Source organism: Chitinimonas arctica (assembly GCF_007431345.1).
GTDB classification, from domain to species: Bacteria; Pseudomonadota; Gammaproteobacteria; order Burkholderiales; family Chitinimonadaceae; genus Chitinimonas; species Chitinimonas arctica.
The window spans coordinates 4508559-4534102 of record NZ_CP041730.1 but is presented as its reverse complement, the minus strand read 5'-3'; the positions used below and the strand labels follow the sequence as shown (position 1 = coordinate 4534102).

At 60.7% G+C, this 25544-nt stretch carries 24 protein-coding genes; 13 read left to right on the top strand and 11 right to left on the bottom strand.

Translation table 11 applies throughout. From position 1 onward, the window contains the following. Positions 1 to 78: 78 nt before the first annotated feature. The gene (locus FNU76_RS20725; protein WP_144279962.1) at positions 79 to 1494 is read right to left on the bottom strand and encodes a S8 family peptidase; all 1416 of its coding nucleotides are present in this window, start codon (positions 1492 to 1494) and stop codon (positions 79 to 81) included. Between the two features lie 12 nt (positions 1495 to 1506). Next, positions 1507 to 3129, bottom strand: a complete 1623-nt coding sequence (locus tag FNU76_RS20720; protein ID WP_144279961.1) for an RCC1 domain-containing protein — start codon at positions 3127 to 3129, stop codon at positions 1507 to 1509. A 284-nt stretch (positions 3130 to 3413) separates the two neighbouring features. Between FNU76_RS20720 and FNU76_RS20715 the strand changes: the two genes are divergently transcribed. Further along, positions 3414 to 3743 (top strand): DHCW motif cupin fold protein, encoded by a 330-nt coding sequence (locus FNU76_RS20715; protein WP_144279960.1) that lies wholly within the window; start codon positions 3414 to 3416, stop codon positions 3741 to 3743. Between the two features lie 98 nt (positions 3744 to 3841). Here FNU76_RS20715 and FNU76_RS20710 read toward each other — a convergent pair whose 3' ends face one another. From FNU76_RS20710 to FNU76_RS20700, 3 genes are all read right to left on the bottom strand, one after another. Then, entirely contained in the window at positions 3842 to 5044 is a 1203-nt protein-coding gene (locus FNU76_RS20710) for a type II toxin-antitoxin system HipA family toxin (protein WP_144279959.1), read from the bottom strand. Further along, the gene (locus FNU76_RS20705) at positions 5041 to 5346 is read right to left on the bottom strand and encodes a helix-turn-helix domain-containing protein (RefSeq protein ID WP_223879120.1); all 306 of its coding nucleotides are present in this window, start codon (positions 5344 to 5346) and stop codon (positions 5041 to 5043) included. The genes FNU76_RS20710 and FNU76_RS20705 overlap by 4 nt, the downstream gene beginning before the upstream one ends. A 205-nt stretch (positions 5347 to 5551) precedes the next feature. Further along, entirely contained in the window at positions 5552 to 7771 is a 2220-nt protein-coding gene (locus FNU76_RS20700) for a PhoX family protein (RefSeq protein ID WP_223879119.1), read from the bottom strand. A gap of 121 nt (positions 7772 to 7892) precedes the next feature. On the opposite strand from FNU76_RS20700, the gene FNU76_RS20695 reads away from it, so the two are divergent. The 3 genes from FNU76_RS20695 to FNU76_RS20685 all read left to right on the top strand — a co-directional run bounded on the left by FNU76_RS20695 (position 7893) and on the right by FNU76_RS20685 (position 10042). Next, positions 7893 to 8222 carry an FKBP-type peptidyl-prolyl cis-trans isomerase gene (locus FNU76_RS20695; RefSeq protein WP_144279958.1) on the top strand — a complete coding sequence of 110 codons (330 nt, stop codon included), beginning with the start codon at positions 7893 to 7895 and terminating at the stop codon, positions 8220 to 8222. Positions 8223 to 8310: 88 nt separating this feature from the next. After that, on the top strand, positions 8311 to 9084 hold the full coding sequence (locus tag FNU76_RS20690) for a DUF2189 domain-containing protein (RefSeq protein ID WP_144279957.1): 774 nt from the start codon (positions 8311 to 8313) through the stop codon (positions 9082 to 9084). Between the two features lie 13 nt (positions 9085 to 9097). Next, positions 9098 to 10042, top strand: a complete 945-nt coding sequence (locus tag FNU76_RS20685; RefSeq protein WP_144279956.1) for a D-2-hydroxyacid dehydrogenase — start codon at positions 9098 to 9100, stop codon at positions 10040 to 10042. Between the two features lie 6 nt (positions 10043 to 10048). Here FNU76_RS20685 and FNU76_RS20680 read toward each other — a convergent pair whose 3' ends face one another. Further along, complete coding sequence (locus tag FNU76_RS20680) at positions 10049 to 11752, bottom strand: SulP family inorganic anion transporter (RefSeq protein WP_144279955.1); 1704 nt, start codon at positions 11750 to 11752, stop codon at positions 10049 to 10051. 121 nt (positions 11753 to 11873) lie between these two features. Here FNU76_RS20680 and FNU76_RS20675 point away from each other — a divergent pair, with 121 nt between their 5' ends. After that, positions 11874 to 12740, top strand: coding sequence for an MBL fold metallo-hydrolase (locus FNU76_RS20675; RefSeq protein ID WP_144279954.1), 867 nt, complete (start codon positions 11874 to 11876; stop codon positions 12738 to 12740). Between the two features lie 83 nt (positions 12741 to 12823). Next, positions 12824 to 14869 carry a methyl-accepting chemotaxis protein gene (locus FNU76_RS20670; RefSeq protein ID WP_144279953.1) on the top strand — a complete coding sequence of 682 codons (2046 nt, stop codon included), beginning with the start codon at positions 12824 to 12826 and terminating at the stop codon, positions 14867 to 14869. A gap of 29 nt (positions 14870 to 14898) precedes the next feature. On the opposite strand, the gene FNU76_RS20665 is transcribed toward FNU76_RS20670, so the two are convergent. Further along, positions 14899 to 15531, bottom strand: coding sequence for a GntR family transcriptional regulator (locus tag FNU76_RS20665; protein WP_144279952.1), 633 nt, complete (start codon positions 15529 to 15531; stop codon positions 14899 to 14901). Positions 15532 to 16058: 527 nt separating this feature from the next. Between FNU76_RS20665 and FNU76_RS20660 the strand changes: the two genes are divergently transcribed. After that, on the top strand, positions 16059 to 16388 hold the full coding sequence (locus FNU76_RS20660) for a helix-turn-helix domain-containing protein (protein ID WP_144279951.1): 330 nt from the start codon (positions 16059 to 16061) through the stop codon (positions 16386 to 16388). Positions 16389 to 16731: 343 nt separating this feature from the next. Here the strand turns inward: FNU76_RS20660 and FNU76_RS20655 are convergent, their stop codons facing one another. Together FNU76_RS20655 and FNU76_RS20650 are read right to left on the bottom strand one after the other, a co-directional pair. After that, positions 16732 to 17604: a radical SAM protein gene (locus FNU76_RS20655; protein ID WP_223879118.1), complete on the bottom strand. Its 873-nt coding sequence runs from the start codon at positions 17602 to 17604 to the stop codon at positions 16732 to 16734. Next, positions 17604 to 18056, bottom strand: coding sequence for a universal stress protein (locus tag FNU76_RS20650; protein WP_144279950.1), 453 nt, complete (start codon positions 18054 to 18056; stop codon positions 17604 to 17606). The genes FNU76_RS20655 and FNU76_RS20650 overlap by 1 nt, the downstream gene beginning before the upstream one ends. A gap of 122 nt (positions 18057 to 18178) precedes the next feature. On the opposite strand from FNU76_RS20650, the gene FNU76_RS20645 reads away from it, so the two are divergent. Both FNU76_RS20645 and FNU76_RS20640 read left to right on the top strand, forming a co-directional pair. Further along, positions 18179 to 18619 carry an acyl-CoA thioesterase gene (locus FNU76_RS20645; protein WP_144279949.1) on the top strand — a complete coding sequence of 147 codons (441 nt, stop codon included), beginning with the start codon at positions 18179 to 18181 and terminating at the stop codon, positions 18617 to 18619. After that, positions 18616 to 19032 (top strand): tellurite resistance TerB family protein, encoded by a 417-nt coding sequence (locus tag FNU76_RS20640; RefSeq protein WP_144279948.1) that lies wholly within the window; start codon positions 18616 to 18618, stop codon positions 19030 to 19032. Before FNU76_RS20645 ends, FNU76_RS20640 begins: the two co-directional genes overlap by 4 nt. Before the next feature lie 92 nt (positions 19033 to 19124). Here the strand turns inward: FNU76_RS20640 and FNU76_RS20635 are convergent, their stop codons facing one another. Further along, positions 19125 to 19562, bottom strand: coding sequence for a hypothetical protein (locus FNU76_RS20635; RefSeq protein ID WP_144279947.1), 438 nt, complete (start codon positions 19560 to 19562; stop codon positions 19125 to 19127). 402 nt (positions 19563 to 19964) lie between these two features. On the opposite strand from FNU76_RS20635, the gene FNU76_RS20630 reads away from it, so the two are divergent. The 4 genes from FNU76_RS20630 (at position 19965) to FNU76_RS20615 (ending at position 25274) form a co-directional block, all read left to right on the top strand. Continuing rightward, positions 19965 to 20816, top strand: a complete 852-nt coding sequence (locus FNU76_RS20630; protein ID WP_144279946.1) for an AAA family ATPase — start codon at positions 19965 to 19967, stop codon at positions 20814 to 20816. Between the two features lie 14 nt (positions 20817 to 20830). Beyond that, a complete protein-coding gene (gene dinB, locus FNU76_RS20625; protein WP_144279945.1) occupies positions 20831 to 21886 on the top strand; it encodes a DNA polymerase IV in 1056 nt (351 codons plus the stop codon). Beyond that, a complete protein-coding gene (locus FNU76_RS20620) occupies positions 21883 to 22380 on the top strand; it encodes a DNA-deoxyinosine glycosylase (RefSeq protein WP_144279944.1) in 498 nt (165 codons plus the stop codon). Before dinB ends, FNU76_RS20620 begins: the two co-directional genes overlap by 4 nt. 152 nt (positions 22381 to 22532) lie before the next feature. After that, positions 22533 to 25274: a leucine-rich repeat domain-containing protein gene (locus FNU76_RS20615; protein ID WP_144279943.1), complete on the top strand. Its 2742-nt coding sequence runs from the start codon at positions 22533 to 22535 to the stop codon at positions 25272 to 25274. An 84-nt stretch (positions 25275 to 25358) separates the two neighbouring features. Here FNU76_RS20615 and ccoS read toward each other — a convergent pair whose 3' ends face one another. Beyond that, positions 25359 to 25544, bottom strand: coding sequence for a cbb3-type cytochrome oxidase assembly protein CcoS (gene ccoS, locus FNU76_RS20610; RefSeq protein ID WP_144279942.1), 186 nt, complete (start codon positions 25542 to 25544; stop codon positions 25359 to 25361).

Genomic DNA, 25544 nt, shown 5'->3' with positions numbered 1-25544 from the left:
CCTATAAGCGCGGAACTATAACAAGGCCAACGTCGATAGTCAGCCTCTAGCATTCATGCCTGTGCCAAAACCATCATCTCAGCGCAGTGCCTTGGCCGCTTTGACGGCGGCCTCCGCGTCGGCAATACCGGCGCCGCAGCTCGCGCAGGCCGCCGGAAAGGGCCGCGCGGTCGACATGATCAGGCTACGTATCTGTGCCGCACTCAGGCGAGGATTGACCGACCACATCAGCGCCGCCAGGCCGGCGATATGGGGCGCCGCCATCGACGTGCCTTGGTAGTAGTCGTAGCTATCGTTGCCCAACTCGCTCACACCGTCATTCAACGTGGAAAGAATCCCGTCCTCATGGGTATAGAGTTCACCGCCTGGCGCGGCGATTCCAACCATGGCGCCATAATTGGAGTAATAGGCACGGCCGCCTTCCCGATTGACGGCCGAGACGGCGAAAGCACCGGGACAGCTGGCCGGTTGGTCGCTGCGGACATTCTGGCTCTCGTTGCCGGCAGCGGCGACTACCAGGCCGCCTAGCGCCACCACCCGGTTGACCGCCTCGCGATAGCTGTTCAGGCAAGGAATGGCGCTGCCCAGCGACAAGTTCAGGATACGGGCCGGGTTCGCATTGGCCGGCACGCCTTCGACCTCGCCGCCGGCAGCCCAGACCATGCCATCGACAATATCGGAACTGCGTCCGCCGCACATACCCAACACCCGCACGGGTACGACCTTGGCTTCCGGCGCCACGCCGCTGATGCCGATACCGTTATCCGCCACCGCCGCGACCGTGCCGGCCACATGGGTGCCGTGCCAGGTATTGCCCAGGCCGCAGTCGTCGCCAGGATCGCTGGCATCGTCGTCGCGGCCATCCTCGTCATTGCTGGCCGCCATGTCGCTGACAAAGTCATAGCCAGGCAAGAGATTGGCCTGCAGATCGGCATGTGGCCGCACACCCGTATCCAGCACCGCCACCACGACACCCCGGCCGCGACCGAGCAGCCAGGCCGGCGGCACATTCATGCCGCCGGCCGCTTCATGCAGATCCCATTGGGCAGGGAAAGAGGCGTCGTTGGGCCGGCCGGCCGCACTGCCCACCCCCATGACCTTATTGATGACGTCCGGCTCGGCGTATTCGATATCCGGATGCTGCCTTTGCATGCTCCGGGCCAAGCGGAAAGCGGCCGCACTGCTCAGCGGCCGGCTTAACTTGAATAGATCGGCCCCGGTGGCGAGGCGGCGGGAAAACTGGAGCGTCAAGCCTGCCCGGGCGGCAGGCGCCGCCAAGCGCTGCACCCGCTCCGCGCCTTGCTGCCGTATTTCGCCTGGCGTGACCCGGCCGGCCATTGGCGGGGTGCGGAATTTGATGATCAATCCGGGTATGGCGGCGGAGCGCAGCTGAGCGGCAGCGGACGGGCGCCGCTCCCCGGCCGTGGCGGACTGGGCCAGCACTAAGCCGAAGAGGGACAAGCCCAGACTAATGGTACGGATGGATGGCGGCAAGGGAAGCACTCCTCAGAAAGCGGGCGAACGCGGTTCGCCGGCTTTCGATGTCTTATAGAAGGGAATTCGTTTGAGCTTACCGGCCACCGCACCGCTGTCGCCGCCGGCATAGCGGCCTCCCCAGCTGACATAGCTACCGTCGCGGCGCACCGCCAGGAAGCCGCCATAGGCACTGCTATAGATGGCTCTGATATCGGCCAGCTGCGCGGCCACGGCCGAACTATCGCCTCCCTCTGCCGGCACACCCCAGCTCACCACGCTACCGTCGCGCTTCAAGGCGGCGAATGCGTGGTCATTGGCATAGAGCGCCACCACCCCGGTCAGGCGCTCGGCCACCTTGCTGCTATCCCCGCCCCGCTCCGCCTCGCCCCAGCTCAACACGCTGCCGTCCTGGCGCAGGGCGGCAAAGGCCGTTTCGGTGGCAGCCACGCTGCGGATCTTCGTCAGCTGGGACTTGATGGCGAGATAGCCGCTATCGCCACGCCCGGCATCGCCCCAGCTCACCACGCTGCCGTCCTGTTTAAGCGCGGCGAACGCAACCTGGTTGGTATAGATGGTACGTACTTGGGTCAACTCTTCCGCCGCCGCACCGGCATCGTTGCCGTAGTCGGCGATACCGTCGGCGCCCCAGCTGAATACCGTGCCGTCGTGCTTGAGCGCGGCAAAGGCCAGGCCGCCGGCATAGAGCTTTTTGATATCGGTCAGGTTCTCGCTTACCGACTTGTCCGGATAGCCCCCGAAGCCAGCTCCCCAGGCATAGGCGGTCCCATCGGCGTGCAGAACGGCAAAGTCGGTGCGGTTGCCCACCAACTGGCGCACCCCCGTCAGTTGCGTCAAGTCCACGTCGCCGACCACATCCTGGTCGCCCCAAGTCTGCACATTGCCGGTGCTATCGAGTACCGCGAAGGCGCTGTCATTGCTGACCCAGTCGCGCACCTGGCGAACCTGGCCAACCAATTCCGCGCTCATGCCGCTGGAGGCAGAAAACGTTGCGCCGTCACCGTCGAACAACACCCGGGCGCTACCCCAGCTGGTACTGCTGCCATCGCGCTTACGGGCCAGGAAGGCCAGGCGTCCCGGCAGAATATCGACCACATCGCTCAGCTCGGCGCCGGCTTCCGTTGCATCGCCGCCAGCCAGGCTGGAACCCCAGGTCACCACGCTGCCATCGTCCTTGAGCGCGGCGAAAGCCCGCTCGCTGGCGGCAATCCTGGCAACGCCGGTCAGTGACGCGGACGCCTTGGCCGGATCGCCACCCCAATACGGATGCCCCCATGCCACCACGCTACTGTCTTCGCGCAAGATGGCAAATGCACTGCTGGTCGCATAGACCCGGCGCCGATCCAAAACGCGGCTTTGCTTGGCCCCGTCGCAGCTGGCGGTGGCGGTGACAGGCTGTTCCGGGATGGGATCTTGCAGGCTATCGCCCCGTCCCAGTACCACACCGGCCCCATCGGTCCAAACCACCTCGGCTTCCCGCTCGCAATCGTGCCGCTCCACCACGGCTACCAAGGTATCCCCCCGGGCGCCATACATTTCCATTCGTACCGCCGGTCGAGGTTCGTCGCCGCCGTCAAGACAGGCGGACAAGGCCAACAGCGGCGGCAGGGCTAGTATCAGGCGGGATGGCTTCATAGGACGGGCACTCGCATCGACAGGAACAACCCGCGCGCGGACGGGCCGAATATCACGCCCGCCGGCCGCGGATCCACTGGGAGAAATCAGGGGGCGGGGAGGCAGGAATACTCCGGCTTGCCTGCGGAAGGCACCAGCGGATTCGATTCCATCGCGTGCGGATGCAACATTTATGCAACAAGCATGTTGCGCTTGCCGTCTGTGCGGTGGCCGCAAATGCACCGCCAATCGACAATTCGTCGCCGTTTAAGCCACGCTGAACGCTTTCCATCCAAAGGCCCGCCATGCGTATTTCCGACCTCCCCTTCGGCACTACCGACTGGTCCGCCATCGAGCCCACCGAGCACCAGGGCGAAACAGGCACGGCCTATTGGCGTACCCGCCGGTTTGGCGATATACGGGTTCGCATGGTCGAGTACACGCCGGGCTACCTGGCCGACCACTGGTGCAGCAAAGGACATATCCTGCTGTGCCTGTCCGGCGAACTGCATACCGAACTGGCGGATGGACGCCGCTTCGATTTACGTGCGGGTATGAGCTATCAGGTGGCCGATGAGGCAGAACCGCATCGGTCGTCAAGCGTGGGGGGTGCTACGCTGTTTATTGTCGATTGATCTTGGATTCGGCGGCATAACACAATGCTGACTTCACTTTCGAAATGCTCGAGCAGCCGGCGGGAAACCGGCCTGCGAGTGCAGACAAGGGTCAGCTATCAATTAAGAATGTCTTTCGCAATAAGGTCCAGGGTTTCGGCAATTCGAGTTGCCTGTAGTTTTGAAACATCTGTATCTCTCGCGAAAACCTTCCACTTCTTCACCGCGCTGAATACTTGATCAGTTATTTCAAGCGCTTTATCATTTTTTATGCCACCCACCGCGGCGAGCTTTAGCAAGTGCTCTCGCTTAGGATATTTCCCCGCCCCCATTACCATGGTTGTGTGCTCACCAGAAGGACCTGAAGAAAAGGTCAAGTCATAGGCTGGTGACACACTCCATGTACCGTTGCCGGTCATTAGGAACGAAAAGTTTTTCGAGTGGTCATCACGATTATGGCTGAGCACATTGAAAACAGCATTTCTAAATTGCACCTCGCACTCCCTCGAATCACGAGTCAAGTACTTGCTTACCTTCATGACGGCTTCATAATCGAGAGATGGCTCTCTATGATCCGCATGCAAGAGTCCGGCAATGGTATGCATGTGAATGCGCCGTCTTCCTTCTCGATCAAATCGTTTTACACCAAAAAACCCGCCACCCTTTCTGGATGGAAAGAATTTGGCTTCCGGCACATTAAGACCGGCATCAATGGCCATCAAATGATATGCATACTCAATAGCGCCGATATCTTTAGGGTCCAGGCTGGATCTGAACTTGACAAGCCATTCATCCTTGTCAATATGCAATAATATTTTCGGGCGCGCCCCGGAAGACGATCCCCCCAGGGCAAGTAAGTCATCAACGTAGCTACCATCTTCTTGGGCTTGGTAGTTTTGAATTTCATGATCAATTTCGTCCAAGTCGCTGAGCAATGGGGTGAATGAGCTTGTATTTTCCGGCTGATAAGATAAGGCACCCATGCCGTTTGAACCTACGAAACAAAGGCGGTCGAGAGGAGAAAGATCTCCTGGATTGATGCCTAGACCCATCAATTTTCGATCCAGCAGCAAGCGTCCCCAGCCATCTGGCAAACTGTCGTTAAAAACACCAAACAACCCTTCGAAAGTCCAATCATTGGGTAGGATAACACCGGATTTAAGAGGCAGCTTAAAGGGTGACAATTCAAGACCGAGCCTTAAAAAATCGACATCGTATTCAAAGTATAGTTTTCTGCCTTTTCTCAGCAAGCGCCCGACTAGAATTTCTCCTTCCAAACCATGATAATAAACGTAAACAAGATTTTGCGGAACATAGCTCATTTCCGGCCCCGTTTTCTTTTATTTTCCTGCATCAATTCATCTAATGAGAAAGCTTCCTCAGGCTTGGGAAGTTCAAATACATTCTTAAAATCATCCAATGAGTTTACTGCAAAGGCCAGCTTAAGTAGCGACTCAAGCGATATTTGGCCCGTTCGTTCAAATTTCTTTAAAACACCATAACTGACACCGGACTTTGCAGATAAAGTCTGCTGACTCAAATTCAACGAAAGCCTCTTCGCTCGCAACTTCTCGGCGAGTTCAAGGAGCATCTCCTGAGGCGTGACCATGTCAAAGGTTACCATAGTATCCATTAAAGCAAAATTTAGGCTTTAGTAGCTACTATAGTATCTACAACAAAACATGGCAAGCGCCGAACCCACGGGATGGGCGCCATGAAGTCGGTGAGCACGACGGAAAGGAAAGATAGGCCCCCCCCCGGGCCGGTTGGTGCTGGAAAAAATATCCTCCCGCCCCATTTGTGCAGGCGGGAGGAAATCCGACCCTATCTTAGATACCGATACTGCCGCCATCATTACGCGTAATCACCACGGTAGCCGAACGGGCGCGGGCATTGCCGCCGTCGGGCCAATGGCTTTGGAAGCGGCCAGGATCGGCCAGGTCGGCCACGCTGGTCTCCTCACCCGGGTGCTGGATATTGACGAACAGCGCCTTGCCGTCCGGCGTTTCGGCGATACCGGTGATTTCACAGCCCTTCGGACCTACCAGGAAACGGCGCAGGGTGTCGTTGCTGGGGTTCTTGCCCTTTTGCGTCGTCACCTCCAGGCTGGCGCCACCGATCTTGTTGGCGACCTTATGAGCGGCACCGTCACCGACCTGGCCCGGCATGGCTGCCAGCATCATGCAGTTGGTGACGTCGGAGTAAGCGCCGTCGTCGGTCTGCACCCAGAGCAGGCCATTGCGCTTGCTGAACCAGATACCGTCCGGGCTGGACATATCGTTGTCGGCGGTCAGGCTGGATAGATTGATGGCGGCATCGGCGCCGGCTTCCGCGGCGAACAGATAGATGTCCCACTTGAAGCTCAATGCAGCCGGATCGCCACCGACTTCGGCGGTACGGATGATATGGCCGTTGACATTGCCCTTGCTGGTGCTGGTGCTGCTGCCCTTGGCGTCTTCATAGGCACGCGGGTTGGCGGCGTCCGGCAGCAGCTTGCTGCCGCCGGGTGCAGCCACAACCCGGTTGGAGTTGTTGGTGAGGGTGAAATAGACCTCGCCGTTCTTCGGGTTGACCGAACACCACTCCGGCCTGTCCATCTTGGTGGCGCCCACGGCATCGGCGGCCAAACGGGTATGGACGCAGATATCGGCCAGGCTGGTGAAGTTGTAAGCGGTGCTGCCGGAAATCGCCGCGTTCGCCATGGTCAAGGCCAGCCATTCGCCCGAACCATCTTCCTTGAACCGGGCCACATAGAGGGTGCCTTCGTCCAGGTACTTGTCGCCGGCGCTGATGCCGCGGCTGGCATCGGCGGCATCCCACACGGCCTTCGATACATATTTGTAGATGTATTCATTGCGCGAATCGTCACCCATATAGAACACCACCGGCTTGCCCACCACCGGCTTGGCGTAAACCGCGCATTCGTGGGCGAAACGACCCAGATGGGTGCGCTTCTTCACCACGGCGCCTGGATGGTAGGGGTCGATTTCCACCACATAGCCAAAGGTGTTCGCCTCATTGCGGAAGTCGTCGCTGCCATCCGCGCCCACACCTACCTTGGAGGCATTCCAGCGCTGGTACTGCTCGCCGGCGAGGGTATGCCAGCCCAGCGCGCTACTGCCTTCGCTGATGCCGTAGCGCTTGAACGAAGCCACTTCATTGGCGGTGCGTTTGGCATTGTCGCCAGTGGCACGGGCGAAATAGCCGGCCCAGTTTTCTTCGCAGGTAAGAAAGGTGCCCCACGGCGTATCGCCCGTGGCGCAATTGTTGATGGTGCCGCGCGCCTTGCTGCCGTCCACGGAATAGGCGGTGCGCATATGCGCGCTACCCTTGGCCGGACCGGCCAGTTCCAGTGCGGTCTGGCCGGTGATGCGGCGGTTGTAGGCGGAAGCGCGGTTCAGCTGGAAACGGCCGGCGAGCTTCTGGATTTCGATCACGGATACCCCGTGGGCGGCGATTTCCTTGTCTACTTCGGCTTGCGGCCGCACGCCGCCACTGCTGGTAGCGCCGGCGACGTGCAGGAAATTGCCGGTGATGTTTTCGTGGTTCATGGCCAGCAAAGCGCGCTCGCTGCCATTCACGTCGGCTGCTGTACCCGCGGCATTGAGGCCGAAGTAGTTCATGCCGTCATGGTGATCGCCAGCGCGGAAATCGAAGCCGGTATCGCTGCCGTCGTTGCGATAGGCTGGCGTGGCGTTATTGATGGGGTCGCCAAGCGCGAACAGCACGGTATAGCCGTAGCCGGCCGGCAGGGTCAGCGCGTCCAGGACGTTCTTGGCCACCGCATTGAAATTGAATTTGGGTGCCGGCGGCGGCTCCACCGGTACGGTCGGCGGTTGCGGGTCGCTGCTGCTGGAGCAGGCCGACATGCCCATCACACCCAGTCCGCCGAACAGCATGGCCGCCGCGCCCCCCATGCCGCCGCGCAGTATGCCGCGCCGGCTCAGGCGGGCATCCAGCACGCTGCCGAAATCGGCATTGTTGCTGGGGTTATGGCCGATGTCGTCGGGATCGATCATCGCTTCGCCATGCACTTGCAATTCGCTCATTTTGTTGCACCTTGGGGTGGGTTTATAAGAAAGCGAGCGCAAGTTAGCTGCTTTGTATTACACCTTGCTGACGATCAGGTTAAATTGCGGGTTTTCGCGATTAACCAACAAGGAAACACGCATGACCGATACCCTTATCATCGAAGACCTGATCGTCGGCGACGGCGCCGAAGCCACGGCCGGCCAGGACGTTTCGGTGCACTACACCGGCTGGCTGACCGACGGCACCAAGTTCGACTCCAGCAAGGATCGCGGCATCCCCTTCTCGTTCCCCCTGGGCGCCGGACATGTCATCAAGGGCTGGGACCAGGGCGTGCAAGGCATGAAAATCGGCGGTAAGCGCAAGCTGACCATTCCGCCGGCCATGGGCTACGGCGCACGCGGCGCCGGCGGCGTGATTCCCGCGAATGCCGTCCTGGTATTCGAAGTGGAACTGCTCGGCTTGGCCTGATAGCGGCCTCCCTGGCGGCCCGGGGCCGCCAGTCGATCACAGCGCTCACCATTCGTACCACCGCCCAAAATAATACGAGGAGACATCCATGGCGGAAATGTTCGAAGAGCTTGCGCCGGCCGCGCTCAATCCACGCGTCCGCGACCTGCCCTGGTATACCCCCTTCGCCTGGCTGGGGCTGGGCTGGCGCGATATGCGCGCCATGCCGCACGGTAGCCTGTTCTATGGCGTGGCCTTCGTCGCCATGGGCTGGAGCTTCAAGCTGCTGTTCGCCCACGCGCCGGAAGAAACCATTACCTTGGTCACCGGTTTTTTACTGGCTGGCCCCTTTACCTGCCTGGGCCTTTACGAGATCAGCCGCTTGCACGAGACGGTCGAGCGCGTCCAGTTGCTGCCCACCTTTACCGCCTTTCGCCACAATGTCGCCGGCATCGGCTTGTTCTCGCTGCTGCTGGCCTTGCTGGTGGCCGGTTGGATGCGGGTTTCGGTGGTCATCTTCGCGCTGTTCTTCACCGAAAACCTGCCCAAGTTGAGCCTGCTATTTTCATTCAGCTTTCTCAGCGAAGAAAACCTGCTGTTTCTCATTATCTGGCTAGGCTCGGGCGCCCTGTTCGCCAGCCTGGCCTTCGCCCTGTCGGTGGTCTCCATCCCGGTCATGCTGGATCGCGACACCGACACCTTCACCGCCATTTTCGCCAGCGTCCGGGTGGTATTGGCCAACCCGGCCTGCATGCTGACCTGGAGCCTGCTGATCGTGCTGCTGGTCCTGGCTGGCTTTGCCCTATGGGGCGTGGGTATCATCGTGACCGCACCCTTGGTGGGGCACGCCACCTGGCACGCCTACCGCGCACTTATCGAATAGGTCATTCAGTCCCATGCTCAATATTGTCTTTCTGGACCGCGCCAGCCTGCCTGTACCGCTGCCGCCCCTGGCGCCGGCACACCGGTGGACGGAGTATCCCTCCACCGATCCGGCGCAATTGCTCGAACGCTGCGCCGATGCCGATATCGTGATCAGCAATAAGGTGATGCTGGATGCCGCAACGCTCAAAGCCCTGCCCAGGCTCAAGCTGATCGCGGTGGCGGCAACCGGCGTCAACAATGTGGATCTCGCGGCGGCGGCAAGCCAGGGTATCGCGGTGTGCAATATCCGCGCGTATGCCGAAATCAGCGTGCCCGAGCATGCCTTGATGCTGATGCTGACGCTGCTGCGCAGCCTGCCGGCTTATCAGCGCGATCTAGCCGCAGGCGCTTGGCAACGCTCGCCCTACTTCTGCCATTTCGGCGCGCCGGTGCGCGACCTGCATGGTCGGACGCTATTGATCGTCGGTGGCGGCGCGCTGGGTCAACGCACCGCCACGCTGGCCCGCGCCTTCGGCATGCAGATCCAGTTCGCCGAACATAAGGGCCATAGCGATTGCCGTGCGGGCTATGTGCCGTTCGCGGATGGGTTGGCCAAAGCCGATGTCATCAGCCTGCACTGTCCCTTGAACGAACAAACCCGCAATCTGATCGGGCCTGCCGAATTGGCGGCCATGAAGTCCGACGCCGTCCTGATCAATACCGCGCGAGGCGGCTTGGTGGATGAGGCCGCCCTATTGACGGCCTTGCAGGAAGGCCGCCTTGGTGGCGCTGGAATGGATGTACTGCATGAGGAACCGCCGCGACGGGGGAATCCACTGTTGACGGCTGAGCTGCCGAATCTCCTGATCACCCCCCATATCGGCTGGGCGAGTTTCGAGGCCATGAGCAGCTTGGCGGCGCAACTGATCGGCAATATCGAGGCATGGATGGCCGGCGAGCCGCGCAATCTGCTGTAAAGACGATCAGATCGCGTAGTCGGGTACTTCCATCGCGATCGTCTTCAGCGCCTGCATGGCCGCATGCGTGGAGAGATGCACCGCGCCGGACAGTTCCTCCAGGAAGCCGCTCTGCTTGAGCAAATCCATCACCGGTCCCTTGACCACCGCCAGATGGAGTTGCACGCCCTGCTCGCGCAAGCCGCGATTCAGCTCGCGCAAGCCTTGCAGGGCGGACACATCGATGGCGTTGACGGCCGACAGTACCAGCAGCAGGCTGCGGGTCTGCGGCCGGGTGCTCAACAGCCCCACCAAGCGGCTGCGGACAAAGCGGATATTGGCGAAATAGAGGCTCTCGTCCACCCGCACCGCCAGCACCTTCGGGTCCGTCTCGGCTTCATAGCGAAGGATATTACGGTAATGCTCGGTCCCCGCCACCCGGCCCAGCACCGCCATATGGGGCTGGCTGGTACGCCAGATAAACAGGGCCAGCGACATGCCCACACCCAGCAGGATGGCATCGACCACGCCCAGCAAAAGTACGCCCAGCCAAGTGGCAAGATAGACCGCGACGTCCCGGCGGTCGTAGCGCCAGGCCAAGCGGAGGATGGACAGGTCCATCATCTGGCTTACCGCCATCACGATGGTGGCGGACAGCACGGCCAATGGCAGGCTGGCAAACAAACCCGTACAGGCGACCAGCACCAGGGCGATCCAGGCCGCCGCCAGTACACCCGCCAGCTGGCTGCGCGCACCTGCCAATTCATTGGCGGCGGAGCGGCCAAAACTGGCCGAGACCGGGAAGCCGCCGGTCAGCCCGGCGGCGGTATTGGCCAGCCCCAGCGCCAAAAGCTCACGATCGGGATCGACCGATTCGCGCCGCTTCAATGCCAAGCTCTGGGCAATGGAAAAACTATCGACAAAGCCCACCAGGGCAATGGCCAGCACGGCGGGCAACAAGGCCGGCAAGCCGGCGAGGCTCAGGGTGGGCATGGCCAGCGGCGGCAGTCCGGCCGGCAGTTGCCCCACCACCCGCACCGGCAGGTCCAGCAGCGCCACTGCGGCGCCGCCCAAGGCCACCACCACGATGGGGAAGGCCTTGGCCAACAGATCGGCACGCTGCTCGCTCAAGCCGATCTTGTACAGCAAGGGTTTGCTCCAGCGCTTGCCGGCGAATAGCAGGAACAATGCCGCCAGCGACAGGCTCAATGACGAGCGGTTGGTATCGGGCAGTGCGGCCAATAGCTTGCCGCCGATCTCCCAAGCCGTACTGCCATGCGCCGTCACACCGAAGAGCTGCGGCAGCTGGCTGAGCACGATCAGCATGGCCGAACCACTGACAAAACCGCCCACCACCGATTGAGAGAGGAAATTGGCGACAAAACCAAAGCGCAGGAGGCCCAGCAGCAAGCGCAGCAGGCCCGATAACAACGCTACCAACGCGGCCAGCGCGATGTAGTCGCCGCCCCCCGGCAGGGCCATGCCCGCCAAGGCCGTGGCCGTCATCAGGGACGGCAAGGCGGCCGGCCCGACCGACAGCGTGGCGCTGGAACCCAGCAGCGCATAGACCAGCACGGGAACGATGCTGGCATACAGGCCGGCCTGCGGCGGCAGACCGGCCAGCAAGGCATACGCCAGTCCTTGTGGAATCAGCAGTACCAGCAGGGTGAGACTGGCGACAAGATCATGGGGTAGATCGGAACGGCGATAATTCTTCAGCCAGCTAGGCATGCATCCTCACGAACAAGGGCAGGAATGGAGAAAGTGGGCGAGCACGGCCTATGGTTCTTGAACCGCCGCCATATATGAATATGATGGGCGCGAGCCTAGTGAAAAAAACGGACTGACCAGCATGCACGACATCCCCCAGGTTGAAGCTTTTTTTGACCCTGCCACCGGCACCGTCAGCTATGTGGCCTACGAACGGCAAGGCGGACATGCCGCCCTGATCGACCCGGTTCTCGATTTCGATATCCGCTCTGGCCGCACCACCACCGTCAATGCGGATCGTATGGTCGCCTTCGTGCGCGGCCAGGATTTGCAGGTGGACTGGATCCTGGAGACCCATGCGCATGCCGACCACCTATCCGCCGCGCCTTATCTACAGCGCCAACTGGGTGGCCGTATCGCCATCGGCGAGCATATCAGCACGGTACAAAGCACCTTTCGCGAACTCTTTCATCTGGAACCGGACTTTCAAACGGACGGCAGCCAGTTCGACCACCTGTTCCGCGCCGACGAAAGCTTCAGCATAGGCGGACTGGCCTGCCATGCGCTATTCGTACCCGGCCATACACCCGCCGACCTGGCTTATCGGATAGGTGATGCCGTTTTCGTCGGCGATACCTTGTTCATGCCCGATGTCGGCACCGCCCGCTGCGATTTTCCGGGGGGTGATGCTGCCACGCTCTATCAATCGGTGCAAAGCTTGTTGTCGCTGCCGGACGCCACCCGCTTGTTCATGTGCCACGACTATCCGCCCGGCGGCAGGTGCGCGGCATGGGAGAGCACCGTTGGCGAGCAGCGCAGACACAATATCCATATCCACGCGGGAATAAACCAAGCCGCGTTCGTGGCGATGCGCCAAGCCAGGGACAGCGGCCTCGCCATGCCGACGCTGATCCTGCCGGCCATCCAGGTCAATATCCGCGCCGGTCAAATGCCGCCGGCCGAAGCCAATGGCAAGCGTTATCTGAAAATCCCGCTGGATGTCTTTTAAGAGGGTGGAAGCCCGCAGGATGTGACGGCACCTCGCCCGTGCTATACCGCAAAGGCGAATACATTCCCTTCACGAGGAGCCGCATGCGCACATCTCTCAGTTTCCGCGCCAAGATCCTGATCGTCGCCCTGCTCTGCGCCACCCTGGCGATGGCCGCCGTACTGTCGGCGGTATCGTTGCAGACCCGCAGCCTGACCCGTGAGCAGGCTTATGCCAGCGCCCAGCAATTAGCCAACTACTACGCATCCTACGCGGCCGGCGTTTTCGGTGAACCCGCCGATACGGCCCGCACCATGGCCGGGGTCTTCGCCGGTTTGAAAAAGCATGGCGCCCCTGACCGCGCCGTACTGGACGGCATATTGGAGAGCACTTTCCGCAGCCAGGAGCGGCTCTACGATATGTGGGTCATCTTCGACCACAATGCCCTGGACGGCCGCGACGCCGAGTTCCAGGGCAATAAGCTTTATTACGCCACAGGGGCCTACGCGCCCTGGTTGCTCCGCCCCGATGCCAAGCAACCGCAGGCGATCAAGTTCTTCGAATACAACCATGCGGGCATGAATCTGAGCCCGGAGGACCAGCAGAAGTGGGAGGCTGACTACTACAACCAACCCTACTATCTGGAATCCAAGGCCAGCAAGCGCGACGCGGCGGTAGAGCCCTACTTCGACACCGATACCAAGGTACTGATGATGTCCTATGTCGCCCCCGTCCTGGTTGATGGCCAGTTTATCGGCGTCATCGGGTCGGATGTGCCCATGCGCGATCTACAGCAAACACTTGAAGCGGAAAAGCCTTATGGTAGCGGCTACCTGAGCTTGATCAGCCACGCGGGCGTCTACGCCAGCCATCCGGATAAAACCAGACTGGGCAAGCCGGTGGAAGCCGGCGAAATCCCGGCGGAACACCTTCAGGCGGCCAAGGCCGGCAAAGCGGGCCTGATCGAACAGGATGAATTCGCCCGCTTCCTGGTACCGGTACGCTTGGGCGCCACCAGCACACCCTGGGTCCTGGTCGTCAATATCCCGATCGCGCAGATCATGGCGCCCACCCAGCGCATGCTCGCGGTCAATCTGCTGCTGGGCGTCACGGCCCTGGCCCTGCTGGCGATCGTATTGGGCTTGGCCATCGGCAAGGTATCGCAACCGCTGCGCCGGCTGCGCGATGCCATGACCGAGCTGGCCGGCGGCGAGGCGGACCTGACCCGGCGCCTGCAGGTGCACAGCCAGGATGAGATCGGCCAGACCTCGCAAGCTTTCAATCGCTTTATCGACTCCCTCGCCAGCATCGTCGCGGCGGTCAAGGATAACGCGGTCGATCTCAATAGCCGCATCAACGAACTGGCCGGCCACACCCGCCAGATCTCCGCCAGCTCGGCCCAGCAGTCCGATGCGGCCGGCGCCTCGGCGGCGGCCCTGGAGCAGATGTCGACCAGCATCAGCCTGATCGCGCAGAACGCGATCCAGGCGGGCGAGACCAGTGAACAGGCGGAAAAGGGCGCCAGGGACGCCGTCGGCGAAATCAGCAGCACGGCCGATGAGATCAATCGCATCGACTCCACCGTACGTAAACAGGCCGACGCCATGGGACTACTGGCCGGGCGCGCGCAGGCGATCGGCAGCGTGATCAACGTCATCCACGAAATCGCCGACCAGACCAATCTGCTGGCGCTCAATGCCGCCATCGAAGCCGCCCGCGCCGGTGAGCAGGGCCGCGGCTTTGCCGTGGTGGCCGACGAGGTCAGGAAATTGGCGGAGCGAACCTCGGCCGCCACCCGCGAAATTGGCAGCACCATCGCTTCCATGCAGCAGGACACCGATGAAGCCGTCAGTGGCATCGGCATGGCGTTGGAACAGGTGGGCGCCGGCGTATCGCGCTCGCGCTCGGCCGCCGAACGGATCAACCGCATCGCCGACAGTACCCGCCTGACGGCACTGGGCATGCGCGATATCGCCGTGGCCACCCGCGAGCAATCGGAGGCGTCCAACCATATCGCCAGCAGCGTCGAACAGATCACCACCGCCATCGGCGAAAACGATATCGCCCTGCAACAGGCCTCGCAAACCAGCCAGCACTTGGCCACCTTGGCCGACGAGCTGGAGAGGCTGGTGCGGCGCTTCAGGACATAAACGCGCGGCGCTGTCCGGCGCCGCTAGCCTCAATCCTCGAAATTCGCCTCGATAAAGCGGACGTACGCGGCATGCAACGCCTGCATATTGTCGGTGAGCATGGTCATGTCCCGGGCCCGCATCGCTTCCACGTAGGTCCTGCGCGACGGCGCGTCCGTCAGGCGGCCTTGGCTGAGCCGGACCACTTCGGCGTAATAGCGAGTCGCGCGCTTGAGGTTCGTTTGAATCATTTCCAACAGGAGCGGTCTATCCGATCTGGACAGCAGCACCTCGTAGTAGTGATTCAATCGTTCCATGAAGAAACTGGCTTCCATGCCGCGTGGCGACTCCAGCTCCTCGGTAATGGCCGCCAGGGTGTCGATCTGCTCGTCGTCCAGCTTGGGCAAGGCGATCTGGAATGCCAATGCCTCCAAGGCATTGCGCACGTCGGCGATATCGGCGGCCTCACCGCGCTTCATGCGGGCCACGATGGCGCCGCGGTAGGCGAAGTACTCGACCAGGCCCTCGACCTGCAGGCGCTGTAAGGCTTCCCGCAACGGTATAGGGCTTACACCGTAACGATTGGCCAGTTCAACCTGCTTGAGCGGCTCGCCAGGGGCAAGCGCACCCCGAAAAATATCCTCCCGGATCGCTTGGGCTATCTTTTCTACTAGTGTGCTCATTGCGTTCAGCTCAGGCCTTAACAAGGCTAGGTATGGTTCAAAAGCGTTCGAGTCTAACAAACGCGCCGGTATTTTAACTCCCTAAAGACCTAGGGATTACCCTAATTGGGCAGGATTTTTAGGAACACGTTAAGATGCGCGGCCCGCGCCGTCCACACGGCACCAGGGAGGAAAAAAAAACACCCCGCGAACAGGCGAACTTACCCCTGTATCGTCCAGTACAACATTAAATATAATCCGGGAAAACCAGCAAAAAATCCAGTCTTGTACACTACACACAAAGAATTTTGACAATTCCTTGCTTGGCATAAATCATTACGCAACGCAACATGCCTCGCGCATAGTCTACAGTCGCAGTAAGATTAGGTATGCAAGCTAGGCCCTTCGGCAGTCGAACCGGCCCATATGAACTTTGTGAAAGACGCAACATCAGAGATGTGGTAAGCGCTACTTCAGCATTAGACATATCGGCCGACACGGCCGTCATGACAGACCGATAACAGGACAGCCCCTAGCGGGAAGCCGCCATGAAACTATTTGACAAATTATTTAACCCCCGCGACGTACGTCGCAAACTTGGCCTGAACCAACAGGAGTTCTGGACCAAGATCGGCGTCACCCAAAGCGGTGGCTCCCGTTACGAGAGCGGCCGCAACATGCCCAAACCGGTGCGTGAGCTGCTGCGCTTGGTGCACGTCGAGCAGGTGGACTTGAGCCGCGTCCGCCGCGAGGACTTCGAGATCATCGACTACCTCAAGGAAAACCACCCCGACCTGTACAAGAGCCTGCAGAAAGCGGTCAAGACGCGCCATGAAACCGGCACGGCCGAAGACGACACCGCCACCATTCCCCGCTAGGGAGCCTCTGCAAAAGTCCACTTACGAGCGTAAGCGAGGCTCCCTCGCGGCGGCGAGGGCGGGGCCGCCCGGGTAAGGGGGAGTGGGATCAATCAGCGAAACGTCGTTGATATACATACTGCCCGTTAACGCCCGGCTGTGCGTGGTTGTTGGTGCGTTAGCACCGTACAACCACGGCCTACCCCTTGCGGGTATTGCCGGGTGCTGCGGTGCAGATTCAGTTTGATACTTTTGCAGAGCTTCCCTAGGCAGCAGGAACAGGCCGTCCTTTCCGACTCCGCCATCCCGGCGGAACGGAAGCGTTACGGCCGAACCCTACTCTGGCGCAAGCGGCCGTCCGCTCTCAGAGACTCAATTTCACCGGCAAGCCCATTTGCTCGATTCGTCCGGCAAAATCCCGCATCCACGTTTCCGGCAGCCGCGTCAGGCGCGGCGCTTCCGGCTGCGTGGATGGGCGCGCCAGGCCGTACAGCAACACACCTTCCGGGCGAGCCCCGGCATCGATGGCCTCCCGCAGCAATCCCAGCCAGGCGCCTAGCTCCGTTTCGGCCGGCGGCTCGCCATCCACCGCGAACATGCAGGTCTGCAACCAGGTGGGGCAGCGGGTGCTTGCCAGGATCAGGTGCCGCTTGATCTGGGCCGGCGTCAGGGCGACCTGGTTGACGAAACTGACGCCTTCCTGCGGCGCCCGGTCGTATTTGAACCACACTTCGCCATTCATCTCGCGCATGCGCGTCAGCGCTTCCTGCACCATGGGCTTGTAGAGCTGGCTGCCGTTGGTGATCAGCACCAGCTTGATTTTGCCCAGCAGGCCAAAGTGCGCCAACTGCCTGCCCAACACCGTCACGACGTCGCCGAACTGCCGGCTCGAGGTCGGCTCGCCGTTGCCGGATAAAGCCAGGTCATTGAGCCGCCGCACATCTTCCGGCACATTGCGCTGCATGAAATCGCCATGGACGATATCGTCCAGCATGGCCGCCAGTTCGGCTTCCAGCACGGCCAGATCCAGCTGCGGTGCATTGCCGCGTACCAGGTCCGGCACCTGGCAATAGATGCAGCGCCAGTTGCAGGCATTGTTGGGGTTGAGGTTGATGCCGACCGACACCCCGCCCGCGCGTCGCGATACGACCGGATAGATGTACCTGAAGCCGAGGATATCGCGGCGATGATCGGTAACAAGCAAGGGCACAACAGTCTTGAGTGGAGTTTCGGACACTATTTCTTACGCTTGATCGGAAATATAAGTACGGGAACCGGGGCATGCCGGACAACACCCTCCGCCACGCTGCCCATCAACAGATGGTCCAAGCCGGTCCAGCCATGGGAACCCATGGCAATGATATCAGCAGGCCAGGTTCCGGCGTCCTCGATGATCGCCGCCGAAATGGAGCCTCCCCATATCTCGATCAGGGCCGCCTCCACTTCCACTCGGCTTTCGCGCAACAACTCCTGCGCGCTGGCCAACACCTTGCGCCCAGTTTCGCGCAGATTGACCTGGAGCTCGCCGACATCGACGAACTCCGCCCCACCCCAGGTAAACTGGGCCAGGTCGATCACGTGCACCAGCCTTGTCCTGGCGTGCTGATCGCTGCAAAAGCGGGTAGCCTGGTGGAGTGCCTGGCGTGAAGTTTCGCTGTCGTCCACCGGAATAAGTATGCGTTGGTACATGATAATCTTCCTCTCTCCATGATGCGGTCGGACCACCACCTTTGCCCATACTATAGTCGGCGGGTTGCCGGCCGGCAGCTACGGGGCTTAAACTCGGTTACGTTCAGGAATTCATCCGGCAAATGGCTCGCGTCAAACTCGTTCTACCCGATCACTTTCCGTTTTCCTGCCCGATCGAAATCGGCATCGGCCATATCAACTATGGCGGCCATCTGGGCAACGATTCGGCGCTTACGCTGATTCACGAGGCACGCCTGCGGTTCCTGAAATCGCTGGGGCTGACTGAATTGGACATCGGCGGGCGAGGCTTGATCCTGAGCGATGCGGTCGTGCTCTACAAAGCCGAGGCATTCTGGGGCGAGATACTGGTCGCGGAAGTGGCCGTGGAAGACTTCAACAAATACGGTTGCGACCTACTTTACCGTTTTCGTCGGCAAACCGATGGGGGCGATGTGCTGCACGCCAAAACAGGCATGGTGTTTTTTGATTACACCACCAAGAAGCCGGCCAGGGTGCCGGTGGAATTTATCAATAAACTCGGTATGCAGGAGCACACAGCATGATGAAGAAATATCCCGCCAATAGCCCGGAAGCCATGGCCCGCCTGCTGGTCATGCTGATGATGAGCGATGGCAATTTCGACCCGCGCGAGATAGACAGCCTGGAAACCCTGCATATCTATGAAGCACTGGGCATCAGCCGGACCCGCTTTATCGAGGTATTGCACGCCTATTGCAACGATTTGAGCGACGAAGCGGATGAGCAAGGCCGCATCCAGCTGGTCGATAGGCAGCGTATCGAAGACCTGCTCGACACCGTGACCGAACCGAAGAAACAATTGCTGCTGGCCACCCTGTCGCTCGACATGGCAAAGGCCGACCGGTCCATTTCCGATCCGGAGCTGGCTGTATACAGCCATATGCTGGAGCGCTGGCACCTGACGCTGGACGATATCGAAGCAGCGTACGCCCGGTAGAGTTTCAAGTATTCACCGCGGCGAGGCGCAGGCCGCACCCCGGTGAAATACGCGGCATCTTGCCCGTATGGGCAAGTTGCCGCGCAGACCTATCAGTTGACGCGCATCGAGGTCACGGTCGGGTTGGTATCGTGATACCAGCCGTTGAAGCCGACATAGGCAACCACTTCGTAGTTGCCAGGCGTGAAGCCGGACACGGTGTAGTTGACACGCGGGGTGATCCAACGGCCGCCGTAGGTCATGTTGGGGTCGTTGGTGTTGTTCAGCTGAGTGTTTACCAGCACGCGGCCGGTCTTGCGCTCAACGATCTTGACATCAACATTGCCGAAGGTACCGCAACCGGAGGTATTCCACATGGCGCGGCTGGTGGTGAAGCTGGCCTGCAGCGAAACGGTGTTGCCGTTCGAAACGGAGATCGAAGTTGGATCAACCGTCGCGGTGTAGTAGCAGGTGCCGTTCAGGGTGGTGGCGCTAGCCAGGGCGGACAGGCCGGCAAAACCCAGGGCAACCAGCAGTTTTTGCAGTTTCATTGATAGATCCTCAAGCGATAGATTTAATTTTAGGTTTTGGTCGAGCCCACGACGGTGCGCGGCTTCCATGCGCTGCGCATAACTCGCCCGGGCGAAGCGTATCGGATTTTGATCCGCGGTTGGCCGGCAAATGTAACTTTATGTGAAAAATTCCCTCATTTTGTGCCGGACAACGCAACAAATGCCCATGTGAGCAGCTAAAAACTGAACATTTGTTCAATTTTTTCCTGTGCCAGCCGGCATCATCGCCCTATTGATAACAACTGCCCCACTTGATCAACGATCATATATTGAACAACTGTTCAATATTCTTTGCGCGGTAATTCCCTAGCGCACATGCCGGCGCCATTCCCGTCATCTTCCGCCTCCCATACAATCCGGAGATTCAACAAGGATGCCCGCATGACCTCACCCACCCATTTCACCGGCACTTCAAACTACATCGCGACACCGGACCTGATGCTGGCCGTGAATGCCGCCATCACCCTGCAGCGCCCACTGCTGATCAAGGGCGAGCCCGGCACCGGTAAAACCTTGCTGGCGGAAGAAATTGCCCGTGGGCTGGATGCACCGCTGATCAGCTGGCATATCAAATCCACCACCAAGGCGCAGCAGGGCCTATATGAATACGACGCGGTATCGCGCCTGCGGGACGGGCAGCTGGGCGATCCGCGTGTCAACGAGATCGCTAACTACATCGTGCCTGGCAAGCTATGGGAGGCATTCGAAAGCGAGCGGCAAGCCGTGTTGCTGATCGATGAAATCGACAAGGCCGATATCGAGTTCCCGAACGATCTCTTGCGCGAACTGGACCGCATGGCCTTCGATGTCTACGAAACGCGCCAGACAATCAGCGCCCGCCACCGCCCCATCATCATCATTACCAGCAACAACGAAAAAGAATTGCCGGATGCCTTCCTGCGCCGCTGCTTCTTCCATTACATCCGCTTCCCGGACAAGGACACCATGCGCCGCATCGTGGACGTCCACTTCCCAGGCCTGCATGAAGCGCTATTGCGCGAAGCGCTCGAACTGTTCTACGCCCTACGCGAGCTGCCCGGCCTGAAGAAGAAGCCGTCCACCTCGGAATTGCTGGACTGGCTCAAGCTGCTGTTGGCCGACAAGGTGCCGCCGGCCGCGCTCAGGGCCGGCGAGGGCTTGCCGCCGCTGGCCGGCGCCCTGCTGAAGAATGAGCAGGACAGCAATCTGTTCGAGCGCCTGGTCAAGATGGTGCGCGCCAAGCAAGGCAACTGAGCGGCATCTCGCCCGTGCGCAAGATCATTCATATCGATTGCGATTGCTTCTATGCCGCGGTGGAGATGCGCGACGATCCCAGCCTGCGCGAGCGCCCTGTGGCGGTGGGCGGGCGGCCGGAAAGCCGCGGGGTGCTCTCCACTTGCAACTATGCCGCCCGCAAGTTCGGGCTCCATTCGGCCATGGCCAGCAGCCAGGCGCTCAAACGCTGCCCGGACCTCGTGCTGCTGCCGCCGCGCTTCGAGGTGTACCGGGCGGTATCCCGCCAGATCCATGGCATCTACGCCGACTTCGCGAGCCTGGTCGAACCCCTCTCGCTGGACGAGGCCTATCTGGATGTCAGTGACTCCCCACACTGCCAGGGCAGCGCAACGCGGATCGCCGGCGCCATCCGCGACCGTATCCGCAGCGAAGTGGGCATCACCGCCTCCGCCGGCATCGCCGCCAACAAATTCATTGCCAAGGTAGCCAGCGACTGGAACAAGCCGGATGGCCAGTTCGTGGTCCACCCGCGCGATGCCGATACGTTTGTCGCGGCCCTGCCGGTGGGAAAACTGTTCGGCGTGGGCAAGGTGACGGCAGCCCGCCTGAACGAATTGGGCGCACGCAGCTGCGGCGATTTGCGCGACTGGCCCCTGCCCAAGCTGATCCAGCATTTCGGCCGCTTCGGCCATCGCTTGTACGAACTGTGCCGGGGCGTGGATGAGCGCCCGGTCAGCAATGAGCAGCCGCGCAAATCGCTGTCGGTGGAGACCACCTATGTGCACGACCTGCCCGACCTGGCCAGTTGCCTGGACGAAATGCACGTGTTGATCACCGATTTGAAGGCGCGCCTGGAACGCGCGCACGACGTCCCGCTTCCCTACAAGGCTTATGTGAAGATTCGTTTCAGCGACTTCAGCCATACCACGGTGGAATGCCTCAGCACCGCGCCCGGCCCGGACACCTGGGCCCGCCTGCTGGCCGAGGGGTTTGCACGCCGCTCGCTGCCGGTGCGGCTGCTCGGCGTCGGCGTACGCTTCGAGGAAGAAAGAGCGGAAGTGCGCCAACTCACCCTGTTCACGCCATGAGTGAAACCAAGTACTGCTTCGCGCCGGTCGTCGATGCCCATACCCGCGTCCTGATCCTGGGTAGCCTGCCTGGCGAAGCCTCCCTGGCGCACGGCCAATATTACGGCCATCCGCAAAATCGCTTCTGGCGACTGACCGGCCGCCTTATCGAGCGCGACCTAACGGCATTGCGCTACCCGGAGCGCTTGCAGGCACTACTGGATGGCGGCCTGGGCCTGTGGGATGTCGTGGCGGCCGCCAAGCGCGAGGGCAGCCTCGACAGCAATATCCGCGAACGGGTGGAAAACGACCTGGCCAGCCTGGTGAGAGGGCTGCCGCAGCTGGCTGCAATCGCCTTCAACGGTGGTACCGCCGCCCGCATCGGGCAGAGGCAACTGGACGAGCAGGCAACGCGCTACGCCTTGCATCCCCTTCCCTCTTCCAGCCCCGCCTTTACCCTGCCCTTCGAGCAAAAATACGCGGCTTGGTCCGTGCTGCGGCAATACCTGATCTGACTTGGCGTGCCCTACTCGCAAAATCCCGGATCTGGCGAGCCCGTGCATGAAAAAGCCAAAAACGGCCTGAAATTGCAACAGCATGACCACCCAGGTCCGCATTCCTTCCGCTCTGACGCAGTGGCTTCTCGCCAGCCCAGAGGGGATAACAAATGTTCGATCCTATATCCAGACTTCATCCCACCCAGCACGACGCAGGGCCACGGGAGACCGATACCACGGTCACCGTCAATGGCCAGCGTGTCGATATTGCCGAAGCCGTGTGCGACCGCAGCCTGGTCGGCCCCTTGCTCCGGCTATTTCGCCAGGATCCCACACTGCGTTCCCTGACGCTCGGGGTTTCCGCGCTGGAAGACATGGACGCGCTCGGGCTCTGCGCAGCCTTGCGTTGCAATCGCTGCCTGACGGAACTGGACCTGAGCGGCATCGAGATCAGCCAAAAATTCGCCATGGGCTTATTCAGTGTTTTCGCCATCCAATGCCCTGGCGACAGTGACAGTACCAATCAGGAATTTCTGCAGGAGCAGATGGGGGAACTGAACGAGCTGGAGTCTCAAGACGACCTTCCTGACGGCGCGAAGGACGTGATATCGGCGTGGATGGAGCAAATTGCAGAAACCGTTGCCACGGACCCCCACGGCAAACCCACCGATCTCGCCAGCAACCAATCCATCCTCACCCTCAAGCTGAACGGCTGCCAGTTGGACGATACAAACGCGCTTATCGTGTGTATGGCACTCGCAGGCAACGACACCCTCGTCACGCTCAGGCTGGCAGACAACCAGATCACGGATCAAGGTGCGGAGTACTTGTCCCAGATAATGCAGCTCAACACCCGTCTTACCGAGCTGGACCTTCGCGATAACGCAGATATCGGCTATGGCGCCAAGATCGCCTTGGCGGACCTGCTGGCCCGCAATCGTGGGCGGCCCTTCATCTACAGGGAGATGCTGGCCTCGCGCGTCCAATCCCATGTGGCGCAACGCCAGCCACAAATCGGCATACGCGCGATTGAATTGGCAAGGGAAGCGTGGGAGGAAGGCTCCGTGCTCGGCAAGGAGCTGGAAGCCTTGCTCCACTATGCCCGCGCGAAACTCGCCCAAGCCCAGGTCCTGGCCGAGGCCGGCCGCAGTAGTTGGCGAAGTGGCGATTGCGCCAGTGCCAGGGCGGCCTGGGCGCTGTCGCTGGCCCTGTGCAAATCGCCCGAGGTATTGGAGGATTTGAAGAAAACCAAGACCTTGCCACCCCAACCCACTTGGCTATCGACACTGTTCAACCGAAAGCCCGCATCGGTACCGGGAGAAACCCACTCTTTTATGGACCAACTGGCCGGACTGATCGAGGATGATGGCTCGCTCACCCGCATGGCAAGCGGCAAGCCAGTCGCCGCCGCCGACGTCCAGGCGATTGCGGCGGCGTTGCGCCATAACACCCACTTGACCGAACTCGATCTGTCGAACAGCGAAATAGACAATAGCGGCGCCGACTACCTGGCCACCTTGCTGTACTGCAATATCGATCTGAGGACGATCAAGCTCGCCGGCAACCGAATCGGCAATACCGGGGCAAAGGCCTTGGCCGCGGCGCTGAAGTGCAACCGGCGTCTTGTCTTGCTCGATCTGGATGGCAACCCGATCGATGACCAGCAATCATCCGCCGAAATTACCGCTTCATTGGAACGAAACCGCCTGCTTGCCCGCAACCATGCGCGGATCATGATGGATTACGCCGCTGCACTGGCGGCAGCGGGACATTCGGAGCAGGCCCGCTTGCTCACGCTACGCGCGCAAGCGCTTGAAACGGCCCCGGAGAATCTCGCGATGCTCCGCACCCTCCGGCATCGGTACGAGGACAACGTCGCAGAATCCGGCTGGCTTCAGCGCCAAGCGCTGGCACAGCTTGAGAAGGGACAGACCCTGCTTGCAAATGAGCTGATCGCGATGGCCAAAACCCTATGCGCGGATCATCCGGACATGCGGGACAGCAGGCATGCCTTTCAATCAGCTGAAACGGTGGATTTCGGCGACTCGCCCCTGCGCGTGTCCCATCCAGCCGAAGCACCCTTTCCCAGCCACCCCAAACTATGGCTTCCCTATACCCGCTTGAAACAGGCAGACCCTGCTCTTACCCGATTGCGTCTCGACGGCTTGAATTTAAGCGATGAAGAGGTAGAAATGGTGGTTGCTGTCATGCGAGGCAACAAATCCCCCGTGACGGAGATCGATTTGTCCGGCAATCGTATCGGCCACAAGGGGGTCAAGGCACTGGCAACGCTCCTGCCCGAGCTGGAAATGCTCGAAGTACTCGACCTCAGCCGCAATGCATTTGATTCGGAAGCCCTTTCATCCTTGTCCGACATCGTGATAGCGGCTCCCCCGATCACGCTCCGGCTTGACGGCAATCCACTCTCCACCCGCGCCGTGTACCAACTTGTGTCGGGCCTTTTGGCGAACTCATCATTGGCCGCACTCCAGCTATGCGGCTGCGGCCTTGACGACAGCAAGCTCGGCATCCTGATGGAAGGGCTGGCAGGCAACACCCATCTCACCAGCTTGGACGTGCGCGACAACCCCGCTATTTCCGCTCATGCACCCGTCAGGGAATTGATCGCCGCGAAACTGTCCCGCAACCGCGCCGTTACCCACCTCAAGGCTGAGTATTTGAATCAGCAAGCAGAGATGTGGCTTAGCGGGGGACATTTCGATGAAGCCATCGTGTCCTGGAGGATGGCGCGTGGCTTGGAAAAAAGTGATCCTGTCAAACGTCAAACCTATATGCACGCGCTTGAACTGGCAAAACAGAAAAAAGCGGATTTCTTCACGGAGCAAGTAAATGCTGCCGCCGGCAGGCTGCGCCAATCAGCTGTCTCCAGCCAGCCACAAGGAGGCAATTGATCCGCCCCCGCGATCCATGCCCACCTGGATGACACGAAGCGGGATATTCAGGCAGGCGCCAGCCCGTTGGAAACCGGGGGAGGTCTATTCCTGCCGGGTACTTTCGTCGGATCGACCTTTGCCGCTTGCGCTATCGTCGTCCTGCAGAATCCGGTGGGCTGGCCCCTCCAGGTCGTCGAACTGGCCACTGCGCGTAGCCCACCAGAACAGCAGCCCCCCGCCGACGGCAACCAGCACGGAAAGGGGGACAAGCAAATACAAACTATCCAT